Origin of the sequence: Acinetobacter sp. SM1B, from assembly GCF_003289665.1 — a bacterium.
Taxonomy (GTDB): Bacteria; Pseudomonadota; Gammaproteobacteria; order Pseudomonadales; family Moraxellaceae; genus Acinetobacter; species Acinetobacter schindleri.
The window spans coordinates 2428299-2449261 of record NZ_QMBM01000001.1 but is presented as its reverse complement, the minus strand read 5'-3'; the positions used below and the strand labels follow the sequence as shown (position 1 = coordinate 2449261).

The following is a 20963-nucleotide window of genomic DNA, read 5'->3' as shown; positions in this document are numbered from 1 at the left end:
CCTTTTATTTTTGATTACATTGCAATTGTAGAATTATTTTGCCGATTTTTGTGCAGGTGCAGTCTTAATACCATTCTGTTTTAAAAAATTCAGCCAGTCCTTTTCCGAACCATAAAACACATTCAGGTCTACAGTCGTTGCAATACCTTTGATCTGACCCTGACTGGTATGTTGCCAGAAATGCCATTTCGGATTATCTTTGAGCTCAGGCAGACCCTTGTATTCACGTATCCAGAGCGGTACGTCAGTAAAATGTCCTGCCAGCACAATATTATAGAAAGCTTTCGAGGTATAGAACATCGGCTGCTTGCCGTAGTGCTGTTTGAGCAGGTCATGCATGACCTGGATTTCTTTGAGTAACTGTTCCTTGGAATAGGTATTAATACAGTTACTGTCATATTCAAGATCGATTACCGGAGGTAAGGCATCCGCTTTATTCGGTACGCTTTCGATAAAGTTTTGCGCTTGAATCTTACCCTCCCGACAGAGACGATAAAAATGATAGGCACCGACCAGCAAACCCTGTTCGCGAGCCTTAAACCAGTTTTCCTGAAATTTGCTGTCCTTAAAGTCACCGCCTTCGGTTGATTTTAAATAAACAAAGCGGTATTTATCTTTGGGAATCTGCTGCCAGTTAATCTCTTTTTGATGATGCGAAACATCAAAACCATGAATGTCATATTCGGAAGCGTTGGCAGGTAGCGGTTTCAGCAATAGCCACCAGATTGCACCGACCACAGCAAGCAGCAGAATGACACTCATGATTGTTGCCCAAAGAGGTGGATAATGCTTGTCTGGCTTTTTCATCAAGTTCTTCAAAATTTGACTCTATCTAGCTTATACCGATTTGTCTTGTATCGGGATGATGATCATACTGGCGTATTCTTGGGAATATGCCAGAAAATATAGGCGGCAATGATATTCAAACAGCCCAGACAGATCAGGGCGAGATGGAATGCATTATCCAGCTGCTCAGCGCCAAAGTAGGCACTAAACATATTTACCAGCGTACCTGCCAGTGCGACCCCAATACTCATCGATAGCATCATGATCATGGACAGAAAACTGTTGCCACTACTGGCATCCTGCTGACTTAAGTCTTTTAAGGTTAAAGTATTCATGGAAACAAACTGCAGTGAGTTCAAGATACCAAAAATAAAGAAATGAATCGCACGTAGCCAGATCGGTGTATCCGCCGTAGTCAGGGCAAAGCTGGCAATACATAGCCCCACCAGTAAAGTATTTACCAGTAAAACCTGGCGATAGCCAAAGTGCTGAATGATCTTGCGAATAATGGGTTTGGAAGCCAATGAACCTAATACAGTTGGAATCATCAGCAAACCGGTAATAAAGGGTTCAAAACCAAACGCGACCTGCAACATTAGTGGTAACAGGAAAGGAATGGAGTTACCACCAAGACGGGCAAAGAAATTGCCCAGAATCCCAATAGAATAAATCCGGTTTTTAAACAGCTTACTGCGGAACAGGGCATTGCTATGGGTATGTGAATGATAGGCATAGATCAGCGAAAACAGGAACCCAGCTGCAACTAAGCTGAGACTCCACCACAATGGATATTGCGGATTGGCAAAGTTCTCAATGCCCAGACATAGCCCGACCATCGCCACCACCAGCATAACAAAACCAGCATAACAAAACCAGCATAGTCAAACTTCGCCACATCCGGTTCAGTAACATTCGGCATGGCTTTGAAGGTAATCAGGGTGCCAAGCAGGCCAATCGGCAGGTTAATCAGAAATACCCATTGCCAGGACAGGTATTCGACCATCCAGCCACCTAGCGTCGGGCCAATCAGGGGACCAATCAGGCCGGCCAGACTCATCAGGCTCATTGCAGCCAGAAACTGGGTGCGTGGAATAATCTTCAGCATTGCCAGACGGCCGACTGGTAGCAGCAAAGCACCACCAATGCCTTGCAGAACCCGATAGAGCAGGAGTTCATTCAGGCTGTTTGAGACAGCACAACCTATTGATGCAAGCGTAAAAATAATGATGGCACTAAAATAGGTATTACGTACACCAAAACGGTCTGCCAGCCAGCCACTCAAGGGAATACAGACTGCAACCGAAAGCACATAAGCCACCACCACACTATGCATCCGCAACGGATCTTCCTGCAGGCTAAGAGCAATCGCAGGCAGGGCAGTATTGATAATCGTGGTGTCCAGACCTTGCATGAAAAAGCCGATCGATACCAATAAGACCAGCAGTCTAAATTCGGGTTGCAGTGCTTGATGGGTGGGCGTGGCATTCATGTGATATTTAGAAAGTCATATAATTTTGAATGTGAGCTCAGTTTAAATCAATTCCCCCCATCCGTTGTACTAAATCAGTGTCTTATTCTGGTATTCATGACATGAAATAGAACCATGAAAACTGATTAATATCAGTTGTCTAAGTAGGATTTTGCAGAAATAGCAACTGCTTGCTGAAAAGTAATAAATGTCTTGAAACTGGCTAGTGTTACAAGAATATATGACGTTTCTGTCATGAAACTGCAATAAAAACGTCATAATCTTGGCCACATCTTACAGTAATGCTGATCTCCCTCAGCAGGTATGTTTTATGTCTATCGAAATCTTGATGGTTATCGGCTTCTGTCTAGCAGCCTACTCCATTGTCGGCAATGATGTGCCTCAGACATTGGGAACCTTTATCTCATCAAATTCACATCGACCTTGGTGGCTGCTGTGGATTTATATCAGCGTCATCCTTGTGGTGGTTTTGGTCTATGGCTGGTATGCATCAGGGGTAGGAGATGCCTCTTATGGCCGTCTCGAAACAATTCCATTCCCTGAGGGTGGGATTACTTGGCTGTATATTGTACCGCCAATTCTACTCTTGTTATTAACCAAATATGGTATTCCAGTCAGTACTACATTCTTGGTGCTCACCATTTTCTCTCCAGCGAGCTTAGGTTCGATGATGGTGAAATCGATGATGGGTTATGCTGTAGCCTTCATCTCAGCTTTGGTGATTTACCGTTTTGTTGCCAACAAAATGACGGTTTATTTTAACCAAACCAAAGACCAAGAGCATTCGACCAAATGGATGATCTTACAATGGTTATCAACCGGTTTCTTATGGAGCCAATGGTTGATCCAGGACTTAGCCAATATCTTTGTGTATGTGCCACGTCAGGTTCCATTTGAATTCCTGATGTTTGCGATTGCGGTATTCGTGGTCTTGCTGGGTGTGATTCTGTACCAACGTGGTGGTGCAATCCAGAAGATCGTCGATACCAAAACCGATGTAACTGATGTTCGTGCAGCAACCATTGTTGACTTTATCTATGCCATTATTTTGTTGATCTTCAAAGAGTGGAGCAACATTCCAATGAGTACCACATGGGTGTTCTTGGGTCTATTGGCCGGTCGTGAGTTTGCGATCTCGATGATCGTCAATGGTGTGAGCAAACACCGTACTTCACGGAACGTCAGCAAAGATGCAATGAAGTTAATGTTTGGTTTAGCAATGTCTGTGATTTTGGCGACGACACTACCTTGGTTCTATAACCTGGTGACTAACTTGGCTTCTTAAGAGTTAAAAAATAAAAAAGCGAGCTTCGGCTCGCTTTTTTATTTTTTAGATCAGCATTTAAATTGCAAACTGTTTTGGACTATCCAGATTTTTCAGGGCATTAAAGATATGTGCAGAATGTTCGCAGACAATTAGTTTGGCACGATGCTGGGGTGGCAGGAAGCCTTCATTCACGGCATGATCCAGCTGGGCAATGAGTGGATCATAAAAGTTATTCACGTTGTATAGCATCATTGGTTTCTGGTGCTGGTTCAACTGTCCCCAGGTCGCAATTTCCAGAATTTCCTCAAAGGTACCTAGTCCACCTGGCAGAGCAACGAAGGCACAGGCACGTTCTGCCATTAACGCTTTGCGTTCATGCATGGACCGCACAATATGCAGTTCAGTCAGCTTGCTATGCGCGATTTCATAATCCAGCATAAACTCGGGAATCACACCTACAGCTTCACCGCCATGTTCAATCATGGCATCAGCGACCTGACCCATCAGGCCGATGCTGGCACCGCCGTAGACCAGACCAAAACCTTGCTGTGCCAGACTCTGTACAAGCTGAATAGCTTTTTCCTGATAAATAGGATTATTGCCAGCACGTGAACCACAATATAGGGCAACGAGCGGGCGGGTAGTGCGGGGAGATTTGTTTTTATGTTCAGTCATTTTAATTACGCTAGTCATGTCTCTCTTTCACCTTATCATTTTTTAATTTTGTTACTACAACATATATTAAAAATATGACAATTCTATGCATCATTCTTGCCAATCTTGAAGTCAAGAGTCAGGAAGCTTAAACCAAAGCATGAAAACTGGTGAATTTCATTTTGAACTTGCTATACTGAAAATCTGTCTTACTACAATAGAAATCACATGGGTAGTCGAAGTTGGCGCTTTAACCAGATAAAACGTCACCATATCAAGTGTTTAAATAAAATTGGACATAGTTCCGCGCTACGCAGCAGCATTGCATATCTTTCCACTGATCTACAGGAGAGAATGCAATGATTTTCGAATGGATGTCAGATCCTTCTGCCTGGATTGGCCTGCTAACTCTGATTGTGCTGGAAATTGTTCTGGGCATCGATAACCTGGTCTTTATTGCAATTCTTGCTGAAAAACTGCCGCCAGAACAACGTAATACCGCCCGAATTGTAGGTTTGACCCTGGCCCTGGTCATGCGTCTGATCCTGCTGGCCTCTATTGCCTGGGTAGTCACGCTGACTGAACCGTTCTTCTATATTTTTGATCATCCATTTTCCGGACGTGACCTGATTCTGCTGTTTGGTGGGGTATTCCTGTTATTTAAGGGCACCATGGAATTACATGAGCGCCTTGAAGCCAAGCCAGTGGTCAAAGAAGAAAATCCGGTGCATGCCGTGTTCTGGATGGTGATCGTTCAGATCGTGGTGCTGGATGCCGTGTTCTCACTCGACAGTGTGATTACTGCTGTGGGTATGGTCAAAGACCTGTCGGTAATGATGATTGCAGTGATTATCGCTGTCGGCATCATGCTATGGGCTTCCAAGGCCTTGATGGATTTTGTGAATCGTCATCCTACTGTGGTCATCCTTTGTCTCGGCTTCCTGATGATGATCGGTTTCTCGCTGGTGGTTGAAGGTTTCGGCTTCCATATTCCAAAAGGCTACCTGTACGCAGCGATTGGTTTTTCGGTCATTGTCGAATTTATTAACCAGACCATGAAACGCAATCAGGAAAAAATGGTGACAACTACAGATCTGCGTTATCGCACTGCTTCAGCCGTGATGCGTATGCTCGGTGGTAAACCTGCTCAGGATAATGCTGCTTCTGAGCCGGTAGATGTACTGGCAACGCGTGCCTTTGCTGACGAAGTGTTTAATGATGATGAAAATGGCGTTTATCACAGTGTGATGGTGCAGGGCGTACTCGGCCTGTCTGAACGTCCGGTGAAGTCGGTGATGACCCCGCGTCCTGAACTGGAATGGATTGATCTGGATGAAGATGAAGCTATCATTAAGGCCCATCTGTTGCAGATGAGTCATTCACGTCTGATCGTGGCACGTGGTGAGCTGGACAATATTGCTGGTGTAGTACTGACCCATAAAGTGCTAAACGAATATATCGAAACAGGTGTACTTGATTTCGAAAAACATCTACGTGAACCGGTAATTGTGCATGAAAATGCTCAGGTACTGATGGTGATGGACCAGTTGCGTCAGGCGCCGCTACAAATGGCGATTGTGCTGAACGAGTATGGTTCGATCGAAGGGATTGCAACACCGATTGATGTGCTTGAAGCCATTGCCGGTGAATTCCCGGATGAAGATGAAATGGAAACCGCCGCTGAAAGTCTGCATGACGGTAGCCTGTTGCTGGAAGGTTCAACCGATATCCGTCATGTATCCTTGCTGATTGGCCGTGATCTGGTGGATGAATCAGAAGAATATTCGACGCTGTCGGGCTATATTTTATTCCACCTTGGCCGTCTGCCTGAAAATGGTGAGAAGTTCGAAGCCGATGGTCATATCTTTGAAGTCGTGACAATGGATGGTCATAAGATCGAAAAAGTCCATATTATTCCGCAAGAACAAAACAAGAATTGAGTTCTGCCTCAGGTATGCGCTGAATTTTGCTAAAATAGCCCGCATCGTCGGGCTATTTTTTTTGGAATTCATTTTTGGAACTTACCCTCTCAGTAGCATGTCCATGTGGACTGGGCATTTATGAAAGCTGTTGTCAGCCACTGCATCAAGGCAAGCGAATTGCACAGACAGCCGAACAGTTGATGCGTTCACGTTATAGTGCCTTTGCCAAACAGGAAATTAACTATATCCAGCAGACGACCGCATTGGGACAGCAAAGGTTTTTAGATATGGCTGCAATTGCCGAGTGGAGCAGGACCAATCAATGGCTGAAACTGGAAATCGTGCAAACCAATGAAAAACTAGATAAATGTCATGCAATGGTCGAGTTCAAGGCACATTTTCATGATGGCACACAGGCACAAATTCATCATGAAGCGTCCCATTTCGTCAAAGTAAAAGGCTGCTGGTATTTTCTCGATCTGACCACAGATCAACAATTTACAATGAAGCAAGCCTGCATTTGCGGTTCAGGGAAAAAATTTAAGCTATGTTGTGCGCAATTTTTGTAACTTTCACATAGATTTGCCTTAGAATAGCCGCCATCTCAAAGCCTCAGGTGGAAGCAGGGCGATGTTGTTGACCGTAATCTATATTATTGCCATTACCGCAGAAGCGATGACCGGTGCTTTATCCGCTGGACGGCGCAGCATGGACTGGTTTGGGGTCGTGATCATTGCCTGTGTTACGGCACTGGGAGGTGGTTCGGTTCGCGATGTGCTGCTTGGTCACTATCCACTAACCTGGGTCAAGCATCCTGAATATCTGGTGCTGACCTGCTGTGCGGCTTTTGTCACCATTCTGATTGCCAAATGGATGCGTCATTTACGTAACATCTTCCTGGTACTAGATGCCTTGGGACTCATCGGTTTTACCATCATCGGTTGCCAGATCGCATTAGAAATGGGACATGGCTTTGTGGTCAGCGCCGTAGCTGGTGTCCTGACGGGTGTCTCCGGCGGTATTCTGCGTGACATTCTGTGTAATGATGTGCCGCTGGTGTTCCGTCGTGAACTGTATGCCAGTATTTCCTTCGTTGCGGTAATCTTCTACTGGCTGTGTAGCCACGCAGGTCTGTCGCTTGAGCTGACCATCATTTCTACCTTGATCTTCGGTTTTACCCTGCGCCTGATCGCCATTTACTTTGGCCTGGAAATGCCGAAATTTATCTATAAAGATGATGATGAACAATCCGCATCATCTAAGGATGAATCATAAAACACGATTTTCAGATGAGCGAGGCAAAATAGCCTCGTTTCTGCATTCAATCGTAGTATAAAAATAGGATGAATGCTTCTGCTTTCCGTGCAGTTTCTCCCGAATCACATATCAGAGATTTACTTATGGACCTAGTTTCCCGGATTCAGCGCTTACCTGTAGGCAGATTTCACTATATGTTGCTGGTCGTGATTGGTTTAGGCTGGATGTTCGATGCCATGGACACCGGACTGATTTCCTTCATTCTGGCTAAAATGGCAGAAGACTGGCAGATGACCCCTGACCAGAAAAGCTGGGTAGTTTCAATCGGTTTTATCGGGATGGCAATTGGGGCAATCTGTTCTGGCGGTCTGGCAGACCGTTATGGCCGCAAAACTATATTCGCTTTAACACTGGTGATCTATAGCCTGGCAACCGCGGCTTGTGCCTTTGCACCGAACCTGACCTGGCTACTGGTCTTCCGCTTTATTGTCGGCCTGGGGTTGGGTGGCCAGTTACCGGTTGCGGTAACGCTGGTCAGTGAATATATTCCGGCGCAGGTGCGTGGCCGTTTTATTGTTTTACTGGAAAGTTTCTGGGGATTGGGCTGGCTCTGTGCAGCCTTGATTTCTTATTTTGTGATTCCGAAATTTGACTGGCATACCGCCTTTTTAATCGGTGGTATTCCTGCACTGTATGCAATTGTGATCTGGAAGTTCGTTCCGGAATCGATTCCCTTCCTGATCAACCGTGGCCGTATCGATGAAGCGCATGCCTTGGTGAAAAAGATTGAAGCCAAATGTGGGGTAGAGGTACTGGAAATCTTCCAGGTTCAACCTGTGGCCGAAAAACAGACGATTTCTTTTGCTCAGCTCTGGTCAGGCATATTTGCCCGCCGTACCTTAATGCTGTGGTTGATCTGGTTCGGCATCATCTTCTCTTACTATGGTATTTTTACCTGGTTGCCAAGTCTGTTAGTGAAGGAAGGCTATACCATTGTCCAGTCTTTTGAATATGTACTGATCATGATTCTGGCGCAGTTGCCAGGCTATCTGGTTGCAGCATGGCTGGTAGAAAAACTTGGACGTAAGGTAACACTGGCCGGCTTTATTGGCATGTGTGCCGTATCTGCCTATTTCTTTGGTCAGTCCGGCAGTGTTACCGAAATCGTGATCTGGGGTTGTCTGATGTCCTTCTTTAACCTCGGTGCTTGGGGTGTGCTCTATACCTATACGCCAGAACAGTACCCAACCAATATCCGTGCTTTTGGTTCGGGCTGGGCAGGGGCAATCGGCCGGATTGGTGGTATTGTTGCGCCATTTGCAGTGACCCATCTGATGGTCATGCCGAGCGGCTTCAGCTATGTCTTTACCATGTTTACCGTGGTTCTAATTGCTGTAGCTGTGGTGATCTTGGTACTGGGTGAAGAAACCAAAGGTCGGACTTTAGAATCCTTGAGTCAATAAAGGTGGGGATTTTTTAGTTGCTTAGGGCGTTTAAAGTGGATATTTTTACGCCATAAGACACGATTTGTCGCACTGTGTACTGTACTGCTCTTGTGCAGTCAGGCAGTGCGACTTAGCATAAGAAACATTGATACAAAAACGACATTTTTAGGATTATAGGTTGTTATGACAAGCCTTGCGCATCATGCGACAGAAAACCGTTCCGTAGCAGAATTTACCGAACAGGCCTACCTCAACTACGCCATGTACGTCATCATGGATCGTGCACTGCCACACATCAGTGACGGTCTGAAACCGGTACAGCGCCGTATTGTTTATGCCATGAGTGAGCTGGGGCTCAAGTGGACCAGCAAACCAAAGAAATCTGCACGTACTGTGGGTGATGTACTGGGCAAATACCATCCACATGGCGACTCAGCCTGCTATGAAGCGATGGTGCTGATGGCACAGCCGTTCAGTTACCGTTATCCGTTTATTGAGGGGCAGGGCAACTGGGGTTCACCAGATGATCCAAAGTCTTTCGCGGCGATGCGATATACCGAAGCCAAACTGTCACAATATAGTGAATTATTGCTTTCTGAGTTGGGTCAAGGCACCTGTGACTGGCAGGACAACTTCGACGGTTCGATGAAAGAGCCAGTCAATCTGCCGGCACGCGTACCGAACATCTTGTTGAATGGTACCACGGGTATTGCCGTGGGTATGGCAACCGATATTCCACCACATAACCTGCGTGAAGTGGTCAAAGGTACAATTGCACTGATTCGTAATCCGAACCTGACCGATGTCAAAGTAGCTGAATATATTCCGGGACCGGACTTACCGACCAAAGCAGAAATTATTACTCCACCGGCTGAATTGCTAAAAATGCAAACGACAGGTCGTGGTAGTTACCGTATGCGTGCCGTATATACGGTTGAAAAAAACGAGATCGTGATTACTGAACTGCCCTATCAGGTGTCTGGTTCCAAAATCATTACCCAGATTGCAGACCAGATGCAGGCAAAGAAACTGCCTTTAGTCACAGATGTACGTGATGAATCCGATCATGAAAATCCGACCCGTCTGGTCATTGTGTTGCGTTCAAATCGTATCGATGCTGAATCGGTAATGAGTCATCTGTTCGCAACCACCGATCTTGAATCCAGCTATCGCGTCAATATGAATATGATTGGTGCGGATGGTCGCCCGCAGGTGAAATCGATCCGTCGTATTTTGCTGGAATGGATTGAAATCCGTAAGACCACTGTGACCCGTCGTCTGCAATTCCATCTGAATAAAATCGAGAAACGCTTACATATTTTGGGTGGCTTGATCATTGCCTACCTGAATATTGATGAAGTGATTCAGATCATCCGTGAAGAAGATCAGCCTAAACCGGTGCTGATGCAACGGTTCGGTATTGATGAAATTCAGGCAGAAGCCATTTTAGAACTCAAGTTGCGTCATTTGGCCAAGCTTGAAGAAATGGAAATGCGCCGTGAGCAGGAAGAGTTAGAAGCCAAGGCAGCTGAAATCCGTGAGCAACTGGCCAATCCAGAATCTTTAAAGAATTTGATCATCAATGAACTTAAAGATGATGCCAAGAAATTTGGTGATGATCGCCGTTCTCCAATCGTAGAGCGTGCCGAAGCTGCGGCAATTGATGAAACTGAAATGCTGCCTGCTGATCCGGTGACCGTGGTCTTATCTGAAGCTGGCTGGATCCGCTGTGCCAAAGGCCATGAAGTGGATGCCGAAAACCTGAACTTCCGTGCAGGGGATCAGTACTTGAGTCATGCCCAAGGCAAATCTAATCAGCGTGTTTATGTACTGGATGATACGGGGCGCAGTTATGCCTTGGCCATCAACAGTCTGCCGTCTGCGCGAGGATTAGGTGAACCACTGAGTTCAAAACTTTCTCCTGCAAGTGGCGTCGGCTTTAAACAGGTTCTGGTTGCCGAAGATGAGGCAGAAATCCTCGCAATCAGCAGCAAAGGTTATGGTTTCAAGACCCAAGCCAAGCAGCTGGATACCAATGCCAAGGCGGGCAAGGCATTCCTGACTGTGCCGGAAGGTGCGCAGGCAATGAATCTGCAGCCACTTGAAGACAAAACTCATCTGGCATTGCTCAGCTCTGCAGGTCGTCTATTAATTGTTGATTTGACTGAATTACCTGTGTTGAATAGAGGCAAAGGTAATAAATTGATACAACTTGAAGATAAAGATCAGATTTTGTCCATGACAGCCTTGAGTTTAGATGAAATAATTCAAGTGCTTGCAGGACAACAGCAAATAAAATTAAAAGGGGATGATCTGCAAAAGTACATCGGCAAACGCGGTTCGAAAGGACAGCTTTTACCACGCGGATATCAAAAAGCAAATAAACTGTTGATTCAAAGATAAGACTAGCATCCATCAATCGAAATACGTTATATATGAACAACGATTCGACAAGATGGATGCATTATTGCGCATAAACAAGTTAAAAAATTAGCGCAATATTGAAAAAAACAGTTGAGATTCTAAGGATTATGATTGGAGAGAATGGCATTATGGAAAAGATTTGGTTCGCTGAATACGAGAAAACAGGGATTCCACGCACTGTAGAACTGCCACCAGAAAACACTTCATTAGTTGATATTTTTGAGCGTAATTTCCAGAAGTTTGGCTCACGTGATGCCTTTATCTTTATGGATAAAGTAATGACGTTTAACGAGCTGGAAGAAGCTAGTCGTAAATTTGCAACATATTTACAGAGCTTGGGGCTTGCAAAAGGTACACGCGTGGCAGTGATGATGCCAAACGTGTTGCAATATCCGGTCGTGGCATTGGGCGTATTCCGTGCTGGTCTGGTATTGGTCAATGTAAATCCACTTTATACTTCACGTGAACTTGAACATCAGTTAAATGACTCTGGTACAGAAGTACTGGTGATCATTGAAAACTTCGCTTCTGTATATCAAGCAATTATTGGCAAAACACCAGTGAAGCACGTCGTTGTTGCTTCTGTAGGTGATATGCTGGGTGCACTTAAAGGTACGCTAGTTAATTTTGTGCTACGTTCTGTACGTAAACAGATTCCAGCATGGGATATTCCAGGTCACATCAAGTTCAATGCTGCGCTGAACAAAGTCAGCCCAACGAACTATAAACGTCCTGAACTGACTTTAAGTGATACTGCTGTACTGCAATATACTGGTGGTACGACAGGTGTTTCTAAAGGTGCTGAACTGACACATCGCAACCTGGTTGCAAACATGCTGCAATGTGATGGTATTTTCCAGAGCAAATTCGGTGCACAAGATGGCCAGCCAGATGACCGTATTTTCTGTGCTCTACCGTTGTACCATATCTTTGCATTCATGGTGTGTGCACTGTACGGTATGTATAAAGGTCAAGCCAATGTTCTGATTCCAAATCCGCGTGATCTGCCTGCGGTAATTAAAGAATTACGTAAATACCAGCCAACGTTCTTCCCGGCAGTGAATACTTTATTCAATGCATTGATCAATAATGAAGACTTCAAACAGCTGGATCACAGTCGTCTGAAAATGGCGATGGGTGGTGGTATGGCGGTGCTGCCTTCTACTGCAGAAGCATGGAAGAAAGTTACAGGCACTAACATCATCGAAGGTTATGGTTTATCAGAAACTTCTCCGGTTGCAACTGCAAACCCGCCTGCATCTGAAGAATTTAGCGGCACCATTGGTATTCCATTGCCGTTGACTGAAGTTGCAATTTTAGATGACGATGGCAATGAAGTACCATTGGGCGAGCAGGGCGAGATTTCAATCCGTGGTCCTCAGGTGATGAAGGGTTACTGGAACCGTCAGGATGAAACTGACAAAGTCATGATTAATGGTTACTTCCGTACCGGTGATATCGGTGTGATGAACGATCGTGGTTATGTGAAGATTGTAGATCGTAAAAAAGACATGATTCTGGTATCTGGTTTCAACGTTTATCCTTCAGAGATTGAAGAAATCGTTGCGAAACATCCAAAAGTGCTGGAAGTGGCTGCTATTGGTGTACCAGATGAGAAATCAGGTGAAGTGCCTAAACTGTTCGTGGTGAAAAAAGACCCATCTTTAACAACTGAAGAAGTTCTGGCATTCGCAAAAGAAAATCTGACAGGTTACAAGCGTCCGCGTTATGTAGAATTCCTGGATGAATTGCCAAAATCTAACGTAGGTAAAATCCTGCGTAAAGATCTACGCAAAACAGCTTAAAAGCTGTGTAAAAAAAGCGCCTTTGATAGGCGCTTTTTTTATGGAATCTTTTTAAAGTTGGGCAGATTTATTCTTTTCCATCCACCAGCGGTCGAAGTAGCGACGACCAACGCCTACAATCCCGACGAAGATAAACAGGCTAATGAAGTGACGGTTGAAACCAGGGCGGTAGAACTCGCCATAGCTGAGCACATTATCAATCAGGCAATATACTAAAATAATCGTCAGCCAATGCCACAGGGTATAGCGCTTGATGCCCACTGCATAAAAGGCAATCCATAACATCACAAAGGTGAACAGAGCTGACCAGATATTCATATTGGCGGCGATGACACTGAGTAAAAATGCCACGATCGGCAATACAATTTTCAGGACGCGATCCACTTGCAGCTGATGTTGACGCTGGCGTTCCAGTACATCCAACATTTCTTTTTGATCGGGACTGACCATCGTGAATCCTTATGTGGTTGCTAAAACACCCTATTTAACAAAATTTATTCACGAAATGCCATGCTATGATACAGATAAAATTTTCATGAGAAAAATCAGATGCAGAGCATTAGTGGGATCATTTATCTCATTTTAGCGGCTTGTCTGCTACCTTATGTGTTTACCATGATTGCTAAAAAAGCTGGAGGCTTTAAGGCTAAAGATAACCAGAATCCGCGTGATTTTTTAGAACAGTCTACCGGTGTTGCAAAACGTGCTCATGCTGTTCAGCAGAACAGTTTTGAAAGCTTGCCGCTGTTTATTGCAGCTGTCCTGATGGCTGAATATCTGGTCATGCCGCAAAGTCTGATTATGACTTTTGGTATTGGTTATCTGATTTTCCGGGTGCTGTACGGTATTTGCTATCTGGCAAACTGGGCGACATTGCGTTCCATCATGTGGTTGCTTTCCATGTTATGTCCGATTGCGTTATTGCTACTGATCATCAAACTAATTTAGGTCAGTCCAGCCATCAATCGCCTGATTAATTGTTCGATATTTTTAAACCGAAAAAAATCTGCAAAAAACCGTTATAATTGTCGCGGTTTTTAAAAGATTTAACTTGTTAAAGAGTGATGCTATGAGCTACAGCAATATCCCAGCGGGTAAAGATGCACCAAATGACATCTATGTAATTATTGAAATTCCTGCAAACGCAGCACCAATCAAATACGAAATCGACAAAGATTCTGATGCGCTATTTGTAGACCGTTTCATGGGTACAGCAATGTTCTACCCAGCAAACTATGGTTATGTTCCAAACACTTTATCTCTAGATGGTGACCCTCTAGACGTATTGGTTGTGACACCACACCCAGTAGAGCCGGGTTCTGTTATTCGCTGCCGTCCTGTGGGCAAACTGAACATGGAAGATGACGGTGGTGTTGATGCGAAACTGGTTGCAGTTCCACACGACAAATTGACACCGATCTATAAAGATGTTCAGGAATATACTGATCTTCCTCCATTATTGATCAGCCAGATCGAACACTTCTTCCAGCACTACAAAGACTTGGAACCAGGTAAATGGGTTAAGTTAAGTGGTTGGGAAGGTGCAGATGTTGCGAAACAAGAAGTACTAGACTCAATTGCTGCTTATGCAGAAGCAAACAAATAATTGCTTTGCTTTTCCATTTAAGTCTTTAAACTTTTAAAGCTTAAATAAAAAAACCTGCACAATGTGCAGGTTTTTTTGATTTAAAGCATCGTCAGGACATTAGAATAATTTCACCGGGATGTCTAACCAGATACGCCATTCATTTGTTGAGCTGATAGCATTACTTACATAGTTGCCAGAAGCATTATTGTAAGTATCACTTGCGCGCAAGTATGAGTGACGTAAGCGTAAGTTTGCATCTTTGAATGCACCAGATTGAACCGTATATTTCACTTGGTTAAAGAATTCATGTTCTTCAGCTTGGTCGATAATTTGTGCTGGATTATTTATTTCGGCTACATCAATATCCCAACCATAAACGAATGCTGTTGTCCAGTTTAGACCTGGAAGACCATGGTTTTTAAAATTATAGTTGTACTGTAAGCCAACAGATTTTTCATCGTTACCCTTAAAGTCGGATAAGTATGAGTTTGGTACATAAATGCTTTGTAGACCATCTGCGTTGTAAGCATAGTCGTAACCTATGTTGCCCGCATTATCTTGGTATGCAAGCATCAAATTGTGTGCATCTCTGTTATAGCTTGCAGATACACCCCAAATTGAGTTAGTCAATTCTTCAGTTGCACTGCGTGGATCAGTGGTTGCTGCTCCAACTTTCCATTTAGTATTGTAACCCATTGCCTCTAAAGTTACGGTCGCACCATTTGCTGTAGGAAAGCTGTAATTTACATTCCCATAGTGACGATCTAATTTATCTTTAACGTCTACCCCATAATAAGAGGCATTAACTTGGTCGTTAAACTTGTATTTCGCGCCCCAGAAAATAGCACTGTCCAAATTTTGTTGGTCTGAGCTGATATCATTAGACCATTGATTTTTAGTGAATTTACCACCGATTAACGTCAAGTCTTTAATTTCGTTACTTTCAATATAAAGACCAGTGTAGTACTCAGGGGTTAAACGAGCAGTATTACTTGCAATTACTGGAATTTCAGATACTTGCGTACCATATTTAGCCGTTGTGTTTGATACGCGTGCTTTGACATAAGCACCTCCACGTGCCCAATGATCATAGGCATCTTTAGTTCCATCGGCATTATCTTGACTATGCGTTGGGATCATTTGGTTACCAGTATGCCCATTTTTACCGAGTTTAAATGAAGCATCACCAATGATACCTGCACCAAAACCAACAATACCTTTGGTAAAGCCAGAATCTAGATTAATTATTGCTGTTTGAGCTGCAGAGCTTGTATCATCAACACCATTTTTTTTATCACGGCTTAAGTAACCCGTACGGAATAGAACTGTGCCTTCAGCATCTTCTACAAAGCCTTTTGCTTCACTTTGTTCGCTTGCATAAGCTGTAGAGATCAGAGCAGCTTGTACCAACACTGCTAATGTAAGTTTCTTTGCGTTTAACATGGGGAGAGAGCCTCATATATGTTTTTTTGTACTGCATCTGCTTAAAGCACACGCAGAAATTAACCAAATTGTATAATTAATCTGATAAAAAATATCGTTTTTATGACATTCTTTAAACTAAAGTTGAGTTTTTTTAACCTATTATTCACAATCACGCTATAGTTTTTAGTATTATTTTTTTCCATAAGGTAAAATTAATATTGAAAACAATAAGATAAAAATAAAGTTTTTATAATGTAATATTTTTAATAATGAAGGGCATGTTTCAGAGCTCATATTGATTTTTTTTAATTTGATGTTATGTAAGGTTAAAACTGATTAAAAGATTCTATAAGCTGTTTTGTCCACTTTAACAATACTTTAAATTTTTCCTTTATACTGCAATTCACTATTTAGACTAGTTCACAGTCATCCATTTTCATTTTTAAACCTTTTGGTAAAAATTTATTATTCACGTTTTTCATATTCTTAACCCCCCGTTTATTCAAACCTGGTAAATGAGGGCATGTATGTCTCAACTGCCAAAACTCGGTTTGCTTGTGCTTCTTGTTACCATGACTTCAGGTGCTTTTGCTGAAGATACCCAAAATCTATCTAGGGGTGAACTTAGCGCAATTATTGGTGTCATGAACAAATATATTTACCGTGGTGGTGAGGAAAATGATGATCCATTGGTACAGTTTGGACTGGAATATACACACAACAGCGGGAGATTCCTGGGCTATTGGGGCTCAACCTTAAATTATGATTCTTCTGATGCAAATCAGGATCATGGTTTTGAGCATGACTTTTATATTGGTTATGGCCGAGCGCTGAATGAGAACTGAAGCTACTAATCCTAGATCGTATCTTATTACTATCAAAATGATGGGACAGTTTATAGTAAAGATGGCCCAGATAAGCGCGTACTACTGATTTTGAGATACTGAATGACGTGTTTTATAACGACCTGAGCTTAGGTTTAGATGTCATGCTGACAGATCTTAACTATGCAAATGCAGAAGATGTTTATCTCAGTGCAGCTTATAGCTATCTATTACCGCAAAACTTTAACCTGAATACGTCAGTAGGTGCTTCCCTGTATAACGCTAGCGGTGATGATCAACTGATTCAGACCACAGAAAGCTTTAGTTTTAATGAAACACAGATTGGACTAAGTAAAACAGTCGCAAAACGAATTGAATTAAGTCTGGACTATGTCTATGGCGGCAAAGGTTGTGATGATATAGATTTCGATAATCATATTGTCGTAGGTGCAAACTTTAATTTCTAGGTTTTGCTGAAACAGGGATTGCAAGGTGTGTCATATTGATTAAATATTATGCACCTTTTTTATGCATAAAAATTTATCTATATAAAATATAGCTTCAAAAAGTAGCAAGTTGTAAGCGAATATTTAGACATACAGTGGAATAGCGCAAGTACTTTATTTTTCAGTTTTTTCTTAATTTTATCGTTTAACCTAAAACAATTTAAATTTTAATTTTTAATATATATAAATAAAATCAAATATTTATATAAATAAAAAACTTTTATAGCTAATTTGGATTTTCCTTTTTATGGGTTGGCATAGCTATTGCAAAGCCTAAGTTGAGTTTAAAAACACAACTAAAAACGTCTGCGGACGGTTGGGGGAATCTAACAATGAAATTCACTTTAAAAGCTTTAGCAGTTGCAGCAGTAGCTTCAGCATCCAGTTTTACTTTTGCAGATGAGCCTACATCTCCGCACTCAGTATCTGGCAATATCGGTGTGTTATCGAGCTATAACTTGCGTGGTATTACAAATACACCTGAAAATAAAGATGCCACAATTAATGGTGGTTTAGACTATAACCATGCTTCAGGTTTTTATGCAGGCTGGTGGGGATCAACCCTAAGATATGTGAATACAGATGAATTTTTAAATACTGACGGTGTTCCTGTAATTGTTGAAACAGGTGAAGTCACTAATGCTTTCGAAAATGATTTCTATGCAGGCTATAGCGGTTCAATCAATGATGACTGGGGTTATACAGCAGGCGTAACTTATTATTACTATTATGATATTGGTACCAAAGATGCAAATGGCTTTGAAACCATGTTGGGTTTGACTTATAAAGATTTAGGTATCACTGCACAAACTTTGCTAGAAGATACTCTTTGGGGTAATACAGGCGATACTTATCTAAAAGCATCTTATAGTTATGCATTACCAAAAGATTTTAGTTTGGATACTGCATTAGGCTTATATATTTATGAGGAAAGTGGTGACTTTATTGAAGACTCAACAGAGAGTTTTGGTTTTCGTCATTTCGATATCGGTTTAAGCAAGCCACTTGCTGATACTGGCTTGACTGCAAGTATGAACTATATTTTCGGTGGTTATGACCGTAATGATATAAAACAAAAAAATAAAGTTGTCCTAGGTCTAGGTTACAGCTTCTAATTGTTTAATAGAAAAAAGGCGACAAATGTCGCCTTTTTTTTATTTTTATTGTCCAATCGTTTAGCTTTGCTGACCTCGATAAGATAAAGCTTCCGATAAATGCTGAGGCTGAATTTCTGAATTCTCAGCTAAATCAGCTATACTTCGTGCTACTCGTAATACCCTATGATAAGCACGGGCAGATAAATTTAACTTTTGTTGGGCAAGTTCAAACATTTTACTGGTCTGAGCATTTAGTGGCGCAAATTGCTCTAATTCTTTTGGGTTTAATGCCATATTCAGCTTGTTCTGTCTTTGTATTTGCAGTTCGTAGGCAGTTATCACACGCTCCCTAACGGTTGCAGAATCTTCTACCGGTTGTGTAGATTGTAATTCATGAGCTTGCAGAGGAGGCACATCGATATGCAGGTCAATCCGATCCAGTAATGGCCCAGAAATCCGGTTCTGATAACGCTTGATCATTTCTGGAGAACACTGGCAGCGAATATCCTGATTAAAAGCATAACCACAAGGGCAGGGATTCATCGCTGCAACCAGCTGAAAGTTGGCTGGGAAAGTAATTTGTCGAGAGGCACGCGAAATTACAATTTCCTTAGATTCCAAAGGTTGACGTAATACTTCAAGGACTTTCCTATCAAATTCCGGCAGTTCGTCGAGAAATAACACACCTAGATGTGCCAGCGTAATTTCACCTGGTTTAGGATGCGATCCTCCACCAACCAGGGCAACTGCAGACGCAGTATGATGTGGCGCGCGGAAAGGACGTTGTCCAAAAGTATGACTATTATTGGCAATAGAATAAATACTGGCGACTTCAAGATTTTCTTCAGTATTGAGAGGCGGCAAGATACTGGCTAGCCGAGAAGCCAGTAAAGTTTTACCGGTTCCAGGAGGTCCTCTAAATAATAAAGAATGTCCACCTGCAGCAGCAATTTCCAAAGCCCGTCTTGGGCGCAGCTGGCCTTTGACATCGGCTAAATCAAAGCGAGAATCTGAGTGATTCACCTGTGGTCGGGCCTGCATCTGGACTAAAGGTGCGAGTCTATTTAAATGATCACAAACTTCTTTTAGATGAGCAGCGGCAAATACCCGGAAATCAGGTAACTGACAGGCTTCCTGAGCATTTTCCTTAGGTAGAACCAGTTCATGCTGCGATTGTTGACAGGCAATCGCAATACTAAGCGTACCAGTGATGGGACGGAGTTGACCATCTAAAGCAAGTTCACCGATGAATTCCATACCATCAGCACAGTTTTCGGGTAATTGCCCCGATGCCATCAGAATCCCTAAAGCAATCGGTAGATCTAAGCGTGAACCGTCTTTGGGCAGGTCAGCAGGAGCCAGGTTAATAGTTAAGCGTTTGGTCGGGAACTGGTAGCCACTATTCAAAATAGCAGAACGAACCCGATCCTTACTTTCCCGAACCGCCGCTTCGGGCAGTCCAACAATAGTTAAGGAAGGCATGCCCTGACTGACATGAACTTCCACTTCTATTAAAGGGGCATGCAGTCCCAGCAATCCCCGGGTATGAATTTTAGCAAAAGACATTTATTGTTCCATTTTGGTGCGTTATTATTGTTCGTTATTTGTCTTTTATGCACTTCACTGGTGCTTATTTTTTGTTCGATATCTTTTCTTCAAGTGATTCAACTTGTTTGAGCAACTCATTTAAACGCTGATTGGCCTGATTTAAGGCTGTACGCTGACGTTCAATTTCCTCTTTTGAAACCAGATCCATTTTACTTACTGCTTCGTTTAATAAAGCCCGAAGATTATGTTCTAGATCTTTTTTTGGTTCTTCGATCTGCTGCAAGATTGCTTGTAATAAAGTTTCAATCATTGTGTGGTCCATAGAGATGGAAATAAGCGCACAGTTTAACACCGCAGCAATCAAGACTATAGTATTTCAGACAAAATATGGGATTAATCGATAATTATTATCATAAAAGACCACATAAAAATGACTAAAATTTGAAGATTCAAAAGATTTATAAGTATAAAATAATATTCAGGGAAACCGCATGTCGAGCTTTCTAATTTCCCCCGACCTTAGAAATCTTGGCATGAAATTTGAACATAAAACCTTACTGGTGAAATAAGCCGAAGGAAAACAAACATGAAGCTCGTAACTGCAATTGTAAAACCTTTCAAATTAGACGATGTGCGTGAAGCATTGTCTGAAATTGGCGTTCAAGGCATCACTGTGACTGAAGTCAAAGGCTTCGGTCGTCAGAAAGGCCATACTGAACTTTATCGTGGCGCTGAATACGTTGTTGATTTCTTACCAAAAGTCAAAATTGAAATCGCGATCAGCGACGAAATGGTTGACGCGGTAATCGAGTCAATTACGCGTGTAGCAAGCACAGGCAAAATTGGTGATGGAAAAATTTTCGTAACAAATCTGGAACAGGTCATCCGTATTCGTACAGGTGAAACAGGTGCAGACGCTGTTTAAT

19 protein-coding genes and 1 pseudogene are annotated in these 20963 nt (G+C 42.7%); 13 read left to right on the top strand and 7 right to left on the bottom strand.

Features of this window, described 5'->3' with window-relative positions:
- Positions 1-33: 33 nt before the first annotated feature.
- Together C8322_RS11820 and mdtD are read right to left on the bottom strand one after the other, a co-directional pair.
- A complete protein-coding gene (locus tag C8322_RS11820) occupies positions 34-807 on the bottom strand; it encodes a GH25 family lysozyme (RefSeq protein WP_008304959.1) in 774 nt (257 codons plus the stop codon).
- Between the two features lie 62 nt (positions 808-869).
- Positions 870-2275, bottom strand: a pseudogene (mdtD, locus tag C8322_RS11815) (multidrug transporter subunit MdtD).
- Between the two features lie 310 nt (positions 2276-2585).
- Here mdtD and C8322_RS11810 point away from each other — a divergent pair.
- Entirely contained in the window at positions 2586-3560 is a 975-nt protein-coding gene (locus C8322_RS11810; protein ID WP_004810207.1) for a hypothetical protein, read from the top strand.
- A 57-nt stretch (positions 3561-3617) separates the two neighbouring features.
- Here C8322_RS11810 and C8322_RS11805 read toward each other — a convergent pair whose 3' ends face one another.
- On the bottom strand, positions 3618-4235 hold the full coding sequence (locus C8322_RS11805) for a TIGR00730 family Rossman fold protein (RefSeq protein WP_004810202.1): 618 nt from the start codon (positions 4233-4235) through the stop codon (positions 3618-3620).
- Positions 4236-4555: 320 nt separating this feature from the next.
- Here C8322_RS11805 and C8322_RS11800 point away from each other — a divergent pair, with 320 nt between their 5' ends.
- From C8322_RS11800 to C8322_RS11775, 6 genes are all read left to right on the top strand, one after another.
- Positions 4556-6136, top strand: a complete 1581-nt coding sequence (locus C8322_RS11800; RefSeq protein WP_004810201.1) for a TerC family protein — start codon at positions 4556-4558, stop codon at positions 6134-6136.
- 74 nt (positions 6137-6210) lie between these two features.
- Positions 6211-6687 carry a YchJ family protein gene (locus tag C8322_RS11795; RefSeq protein ID WP_004810200.1) on the top strand — a complete coding sequence of 159 codons (477 nt, stop codon included), beginning with the start codon at positions 6211-6213 and terminating at the stop codon, positions 6685-6687.
- A 61-nt stretch (positions 6688-6748) separates the two neighbouring features.
- Positions 6749-7393, top strand: coding sequence for a trimeric intracellular cation channel family protein (locus C8322_RS11790; RefSeq protein ID WP_004810198.1), 645 nt, complete (start codon positions 6749-6751; stop codon positions 7391-7393).
- Between the two features lie 125 nt (positions 7394-7518).
- On the top strand, positions 7519-8838 hold the full coding sequence (locus C8322_RS11785; protein WP_004810196.1) for an MFS transporter: 1320 nt from the start codon (positions 7519-7521) through the stop codon (positions 8836-8838).
- Positions 8839-9003: 165 nt separating this feature from the next.
- Positions 9004-11223: a DNA topoisomerase IV subunit A gene (gene parC, locus C8322_RS11780; protein WP_004810194.1), complete on the top strand. Its 2220-nt coding sequence runs from the start codon at positions 9004-9006 to the stop codon at positions 11221-11223.
- A gap of 149 nt (positions 11224-11372) precedes the next feature.
- Complete coding sequence (locus tag C8322_RS11775) at positions 11373-13049, top strand: AMP-binding protein (RefSeq protein ID WP_008305159.1); 1677 nt, start codon at positions 11373-11375, stop codon at positions 13047-13049.
- A 51-nt stretch (positions 13050-13100) separates the two neighbouring features.
- Here C8322_RS11775 and C8322_RS11770 read toward each other — a convergent pair whose 3' ends face one another.
- Entirely contained in the window at positions 13101-13499 is a 399-nt protein-coding gene (locus tag C8322_RS11770; RefSeq protein ID WP_004810189.1) for a hypothetical protein, read from the bottom strand.
- Positions 13500-13598: 99 nt separating this feature from the next.
- Here C8322_RS11770 and C8322_RS11765 point away from each other — a divergent pair, with 99 nt between their 5' ends.
- Both C8322_RS11765 and ppa read left to right on the top strand, forming a co-directional pair.
- Positions 13599-13997: an MAPEG family protein gene (locus tag C8322_RS11765; RefSeq protein WP_004810187.1), complete on the top strand. Its 399-nt coding sequence runs from the start codon at positions 13599-13601 to the stop codon at positions 13995-13997.
- A 121-nt stretch (positions 13998-14118) separates the two neighbouring features.
- On the top strand, positions 14119-14655 hold the full coding sequence (gene ppa, locus C8322_RS11760; RefSeq protein WP_004281037.1) for an inorganic diphosphatase: 537 nt from the start codon (positions 14119-14121) through the stop codon (positions 14653-14655).
- 99 nt (positions 14656-14754) lie between these two features.
- On the opposite strand, the gene C8322_RS11755 is transcribed toward ppa, so the two are convergent.
- Positions 14755-16080, bottom strand: a complete 1326-nt coding sequence (locus C8322_RS11755; protein WP_004810184.1) for an OprD family outer membrane porin — start codon at positions 16078-16080, stop codon at positions 14755-14757.
- A 509-nt stretch (positions 16081-16589) separates the two neighbouring features.
- Here C8322_RS11755 and C8322_RS11750 point away from each other — a divergent pair.
- From C8322_RS11750 to C8322_RS11740, 3 genes are all read left to right on the top strand, one after another.
- Positions 16590-16907: a TorF family putative porin gene (locus C8322_RS11750; protein ID WP_004810182.1), complete on the top strand. Its 318-nt coding sequence runs from the start codon at positions 16590-16592 to the stop codon at positions 16905-16907.
- Between the two features lie 143 nt (positions 16908-17050).
- The gene (locus C8322_RS11745; RefSeq protein WP_004810179.1) at positions 17051-17353 is read left to right on the top strand and encodes a hypothetical protein; all 303 of its coding nucleotides are present in this window, start codon (positions 17051-17053) and stop codon (positions 17351-17353) included.
- Between the two features lie 371 nt (positions 17354-17724).
- Positions 17725-18507 (top strand): TorF family putative porin, encoded by a 783-nt coding sequence (locus C8322_RS11740; protein WP_111810655.1) that lies wholly within the window; start codon positions 17725-17727, stop codon positions 18505-18507.
- Between the two features lie 60 nt (positions 18508-18567).
- On the opposite strand, the gene C8322_RS11735 is transcribed toward C8322_RS11740, so the two are convergent.
- Both C8322_RS11735 and C8322_RS11730 read right to left on the bottom strand, forming a co-directional pair.
- Positions 18568-20055, bottom strand: a complete 1488-nt coding sequence (locus C8322_RS11735; protein WP_111810654.1) for a YifB family Mg chelatase-like AAA ATPase — start codon at positions 20053-20055, stop codon at positions 18568-18570.
- A 64-nt stretch (positions 20056-20119) separates the two neighbouring features.
- Positions 20120-20347: an accessory factor UbiK family protein gene (locus C8322_RS11730; RefSeq protein ID WP_004810171.1), complete on the bottom strand. Its 228-nt coding sequence runs from the start codon at positions 20345-20347 to the stop codon at positions 20120-20122.
- 276 nt (positions 20348-20623) lie between these two features.
- Between C8322_RS11730 and glnK the strand changes: the two genes are divergently transcribed.
- Positions 20624-20962: a P-II family nitrogen regulator gene (gene glnK, locus C8322_RS11725; RefSeq protein ID WP_004281042.1), complete on the top strand. Its 339-nt coding sequence runs from the start codon at positions 20624-20626 to the stop codon at positions 20960-20962.
- The last annotated feature ends 1 nt before the right edge of the window (position 20963 follow it).

Bases quoted from the DNA above. Each gene is read 5' to 3' on its own strand.
- ppa (WP_004281037.1), top strand. From the start codon at position 14,119: ATGAGCTACAGCAATATCCCAGCGGGTAAAGATGCACCAAATGACATC.
- C8322_RS11745 (WP_004810179.1), top strand. From the start codon at position 17,051: ATGCTGACAGATCTTAACTATGCAAATGCAGAAGATGTTTATCTCAGT.
- C8322_RS11785 (WP_004810196.1), top strand. From the start codon at position 7,519: ATGGACCTAGTTTCCCGGATTCAGCGCTTACCTGTAGGCAGATTTCAC.
- parC (WP_004810194.1), top strand. From the start codon at position 9,004: ATGACAAGCCTTGCGCATCATGCGACAGAAAACCGTTCCGTAGCAGAA.
- C8322_RS11770 (WP_004810189.1), bottom strand. From the start codon at position 13,499: ATGGTCAGTCCCGATCAAAAAGAAATGTTGGATGTACTGGAACGCCAG.
- C8322_RS11750 (WP_004810182.1), top strand. From the start codon at position 16,590: ATGTCTCAACTGCCAAAACTCGGTTTGCTTGTGCTTCTTGTTACCATG.
- C8322_RS11730 (WP_004810171.1), bottom strand. From the start codon at position 20,347: ATGATTGAAACTTTATTACAAGCAATCTTGCAGCAGATCGAAGAACCA.
- C8322_RS11755 (WP_004810184.1), bottom strand. From the start codon at position 16,080: ATGTTAAACGCAAAGAAACTTACATTAGCAGTGTTGGTACAAGCTGCT.
- C8322_RS11800 (WP_004810201.1), top strand. From the start codon at position 4,556: ATGATTTTCGAATGGATGTCAGATCCTTCTGCCTGGATTGGCCTGCTA.
- C8322_RS11740 (WP_111810655.1), top strand. From the start codon at position 17,725: ATGAAATTCACTTTAAAAGCTTTAGCAGTTGCAGCAGTAGCTTCAGCA.
- C8322_RS11820 (WP_008304959.1), bottom strand. From the start codon at position 807: ATGAAAAAGCCAGACAAGCATTATCCACCTCTTTGGGCAACAATCATG.
- C8322_RS11735 (WP_111810654.1), bottom strand. From the start codon at position 20,055: ATGTCTTTTGCTAAAATTCATACCCGGGGATTGCTGGGACTGCATGCC.
- glnK (WP_004281042.1), top strand. From the start codon at position 20,624: ATGAAGCTCGTAACTGCAATTGTAAAACCTTTCAAATTAGACGATGTG.
- C8322_RS11805 (WP_004810202.1), bottom strand. From the start codon at position 4,235: ATGACTAGCGTAATTAAAATGACTGAACATAAAAACAAATCTCCCCGC.
- C8322_RS11775 (WP_008305159.1), top strand. From the start codon at position 11,373: ATGGAAAAGATTTGGTTCGCTGAATACGAGAAAACAGGGATTCCACGC.
- C8322_RS11810 (WP_004810207.1), top strand. From the start codon at position 2,586: ATGTCTATCGAAATCTTGATGGTTATCGGCTTCTGTCTAGCAGCCTAC.
- C8322_RS11765 (WP_004810187.1), top strand. From the start codon at position 13,599: ATGCAGAGCATTAGTGGGATCATTTATCTCATTTTAGCGGCTTGTCTG.
- C8322_RS11790 (WP_004810198.1), top strand. From the start codon at position 6,749: ATGTTGTTGACCGTAATCTATATTATTGCCATTACCGCAGAAGCGATG.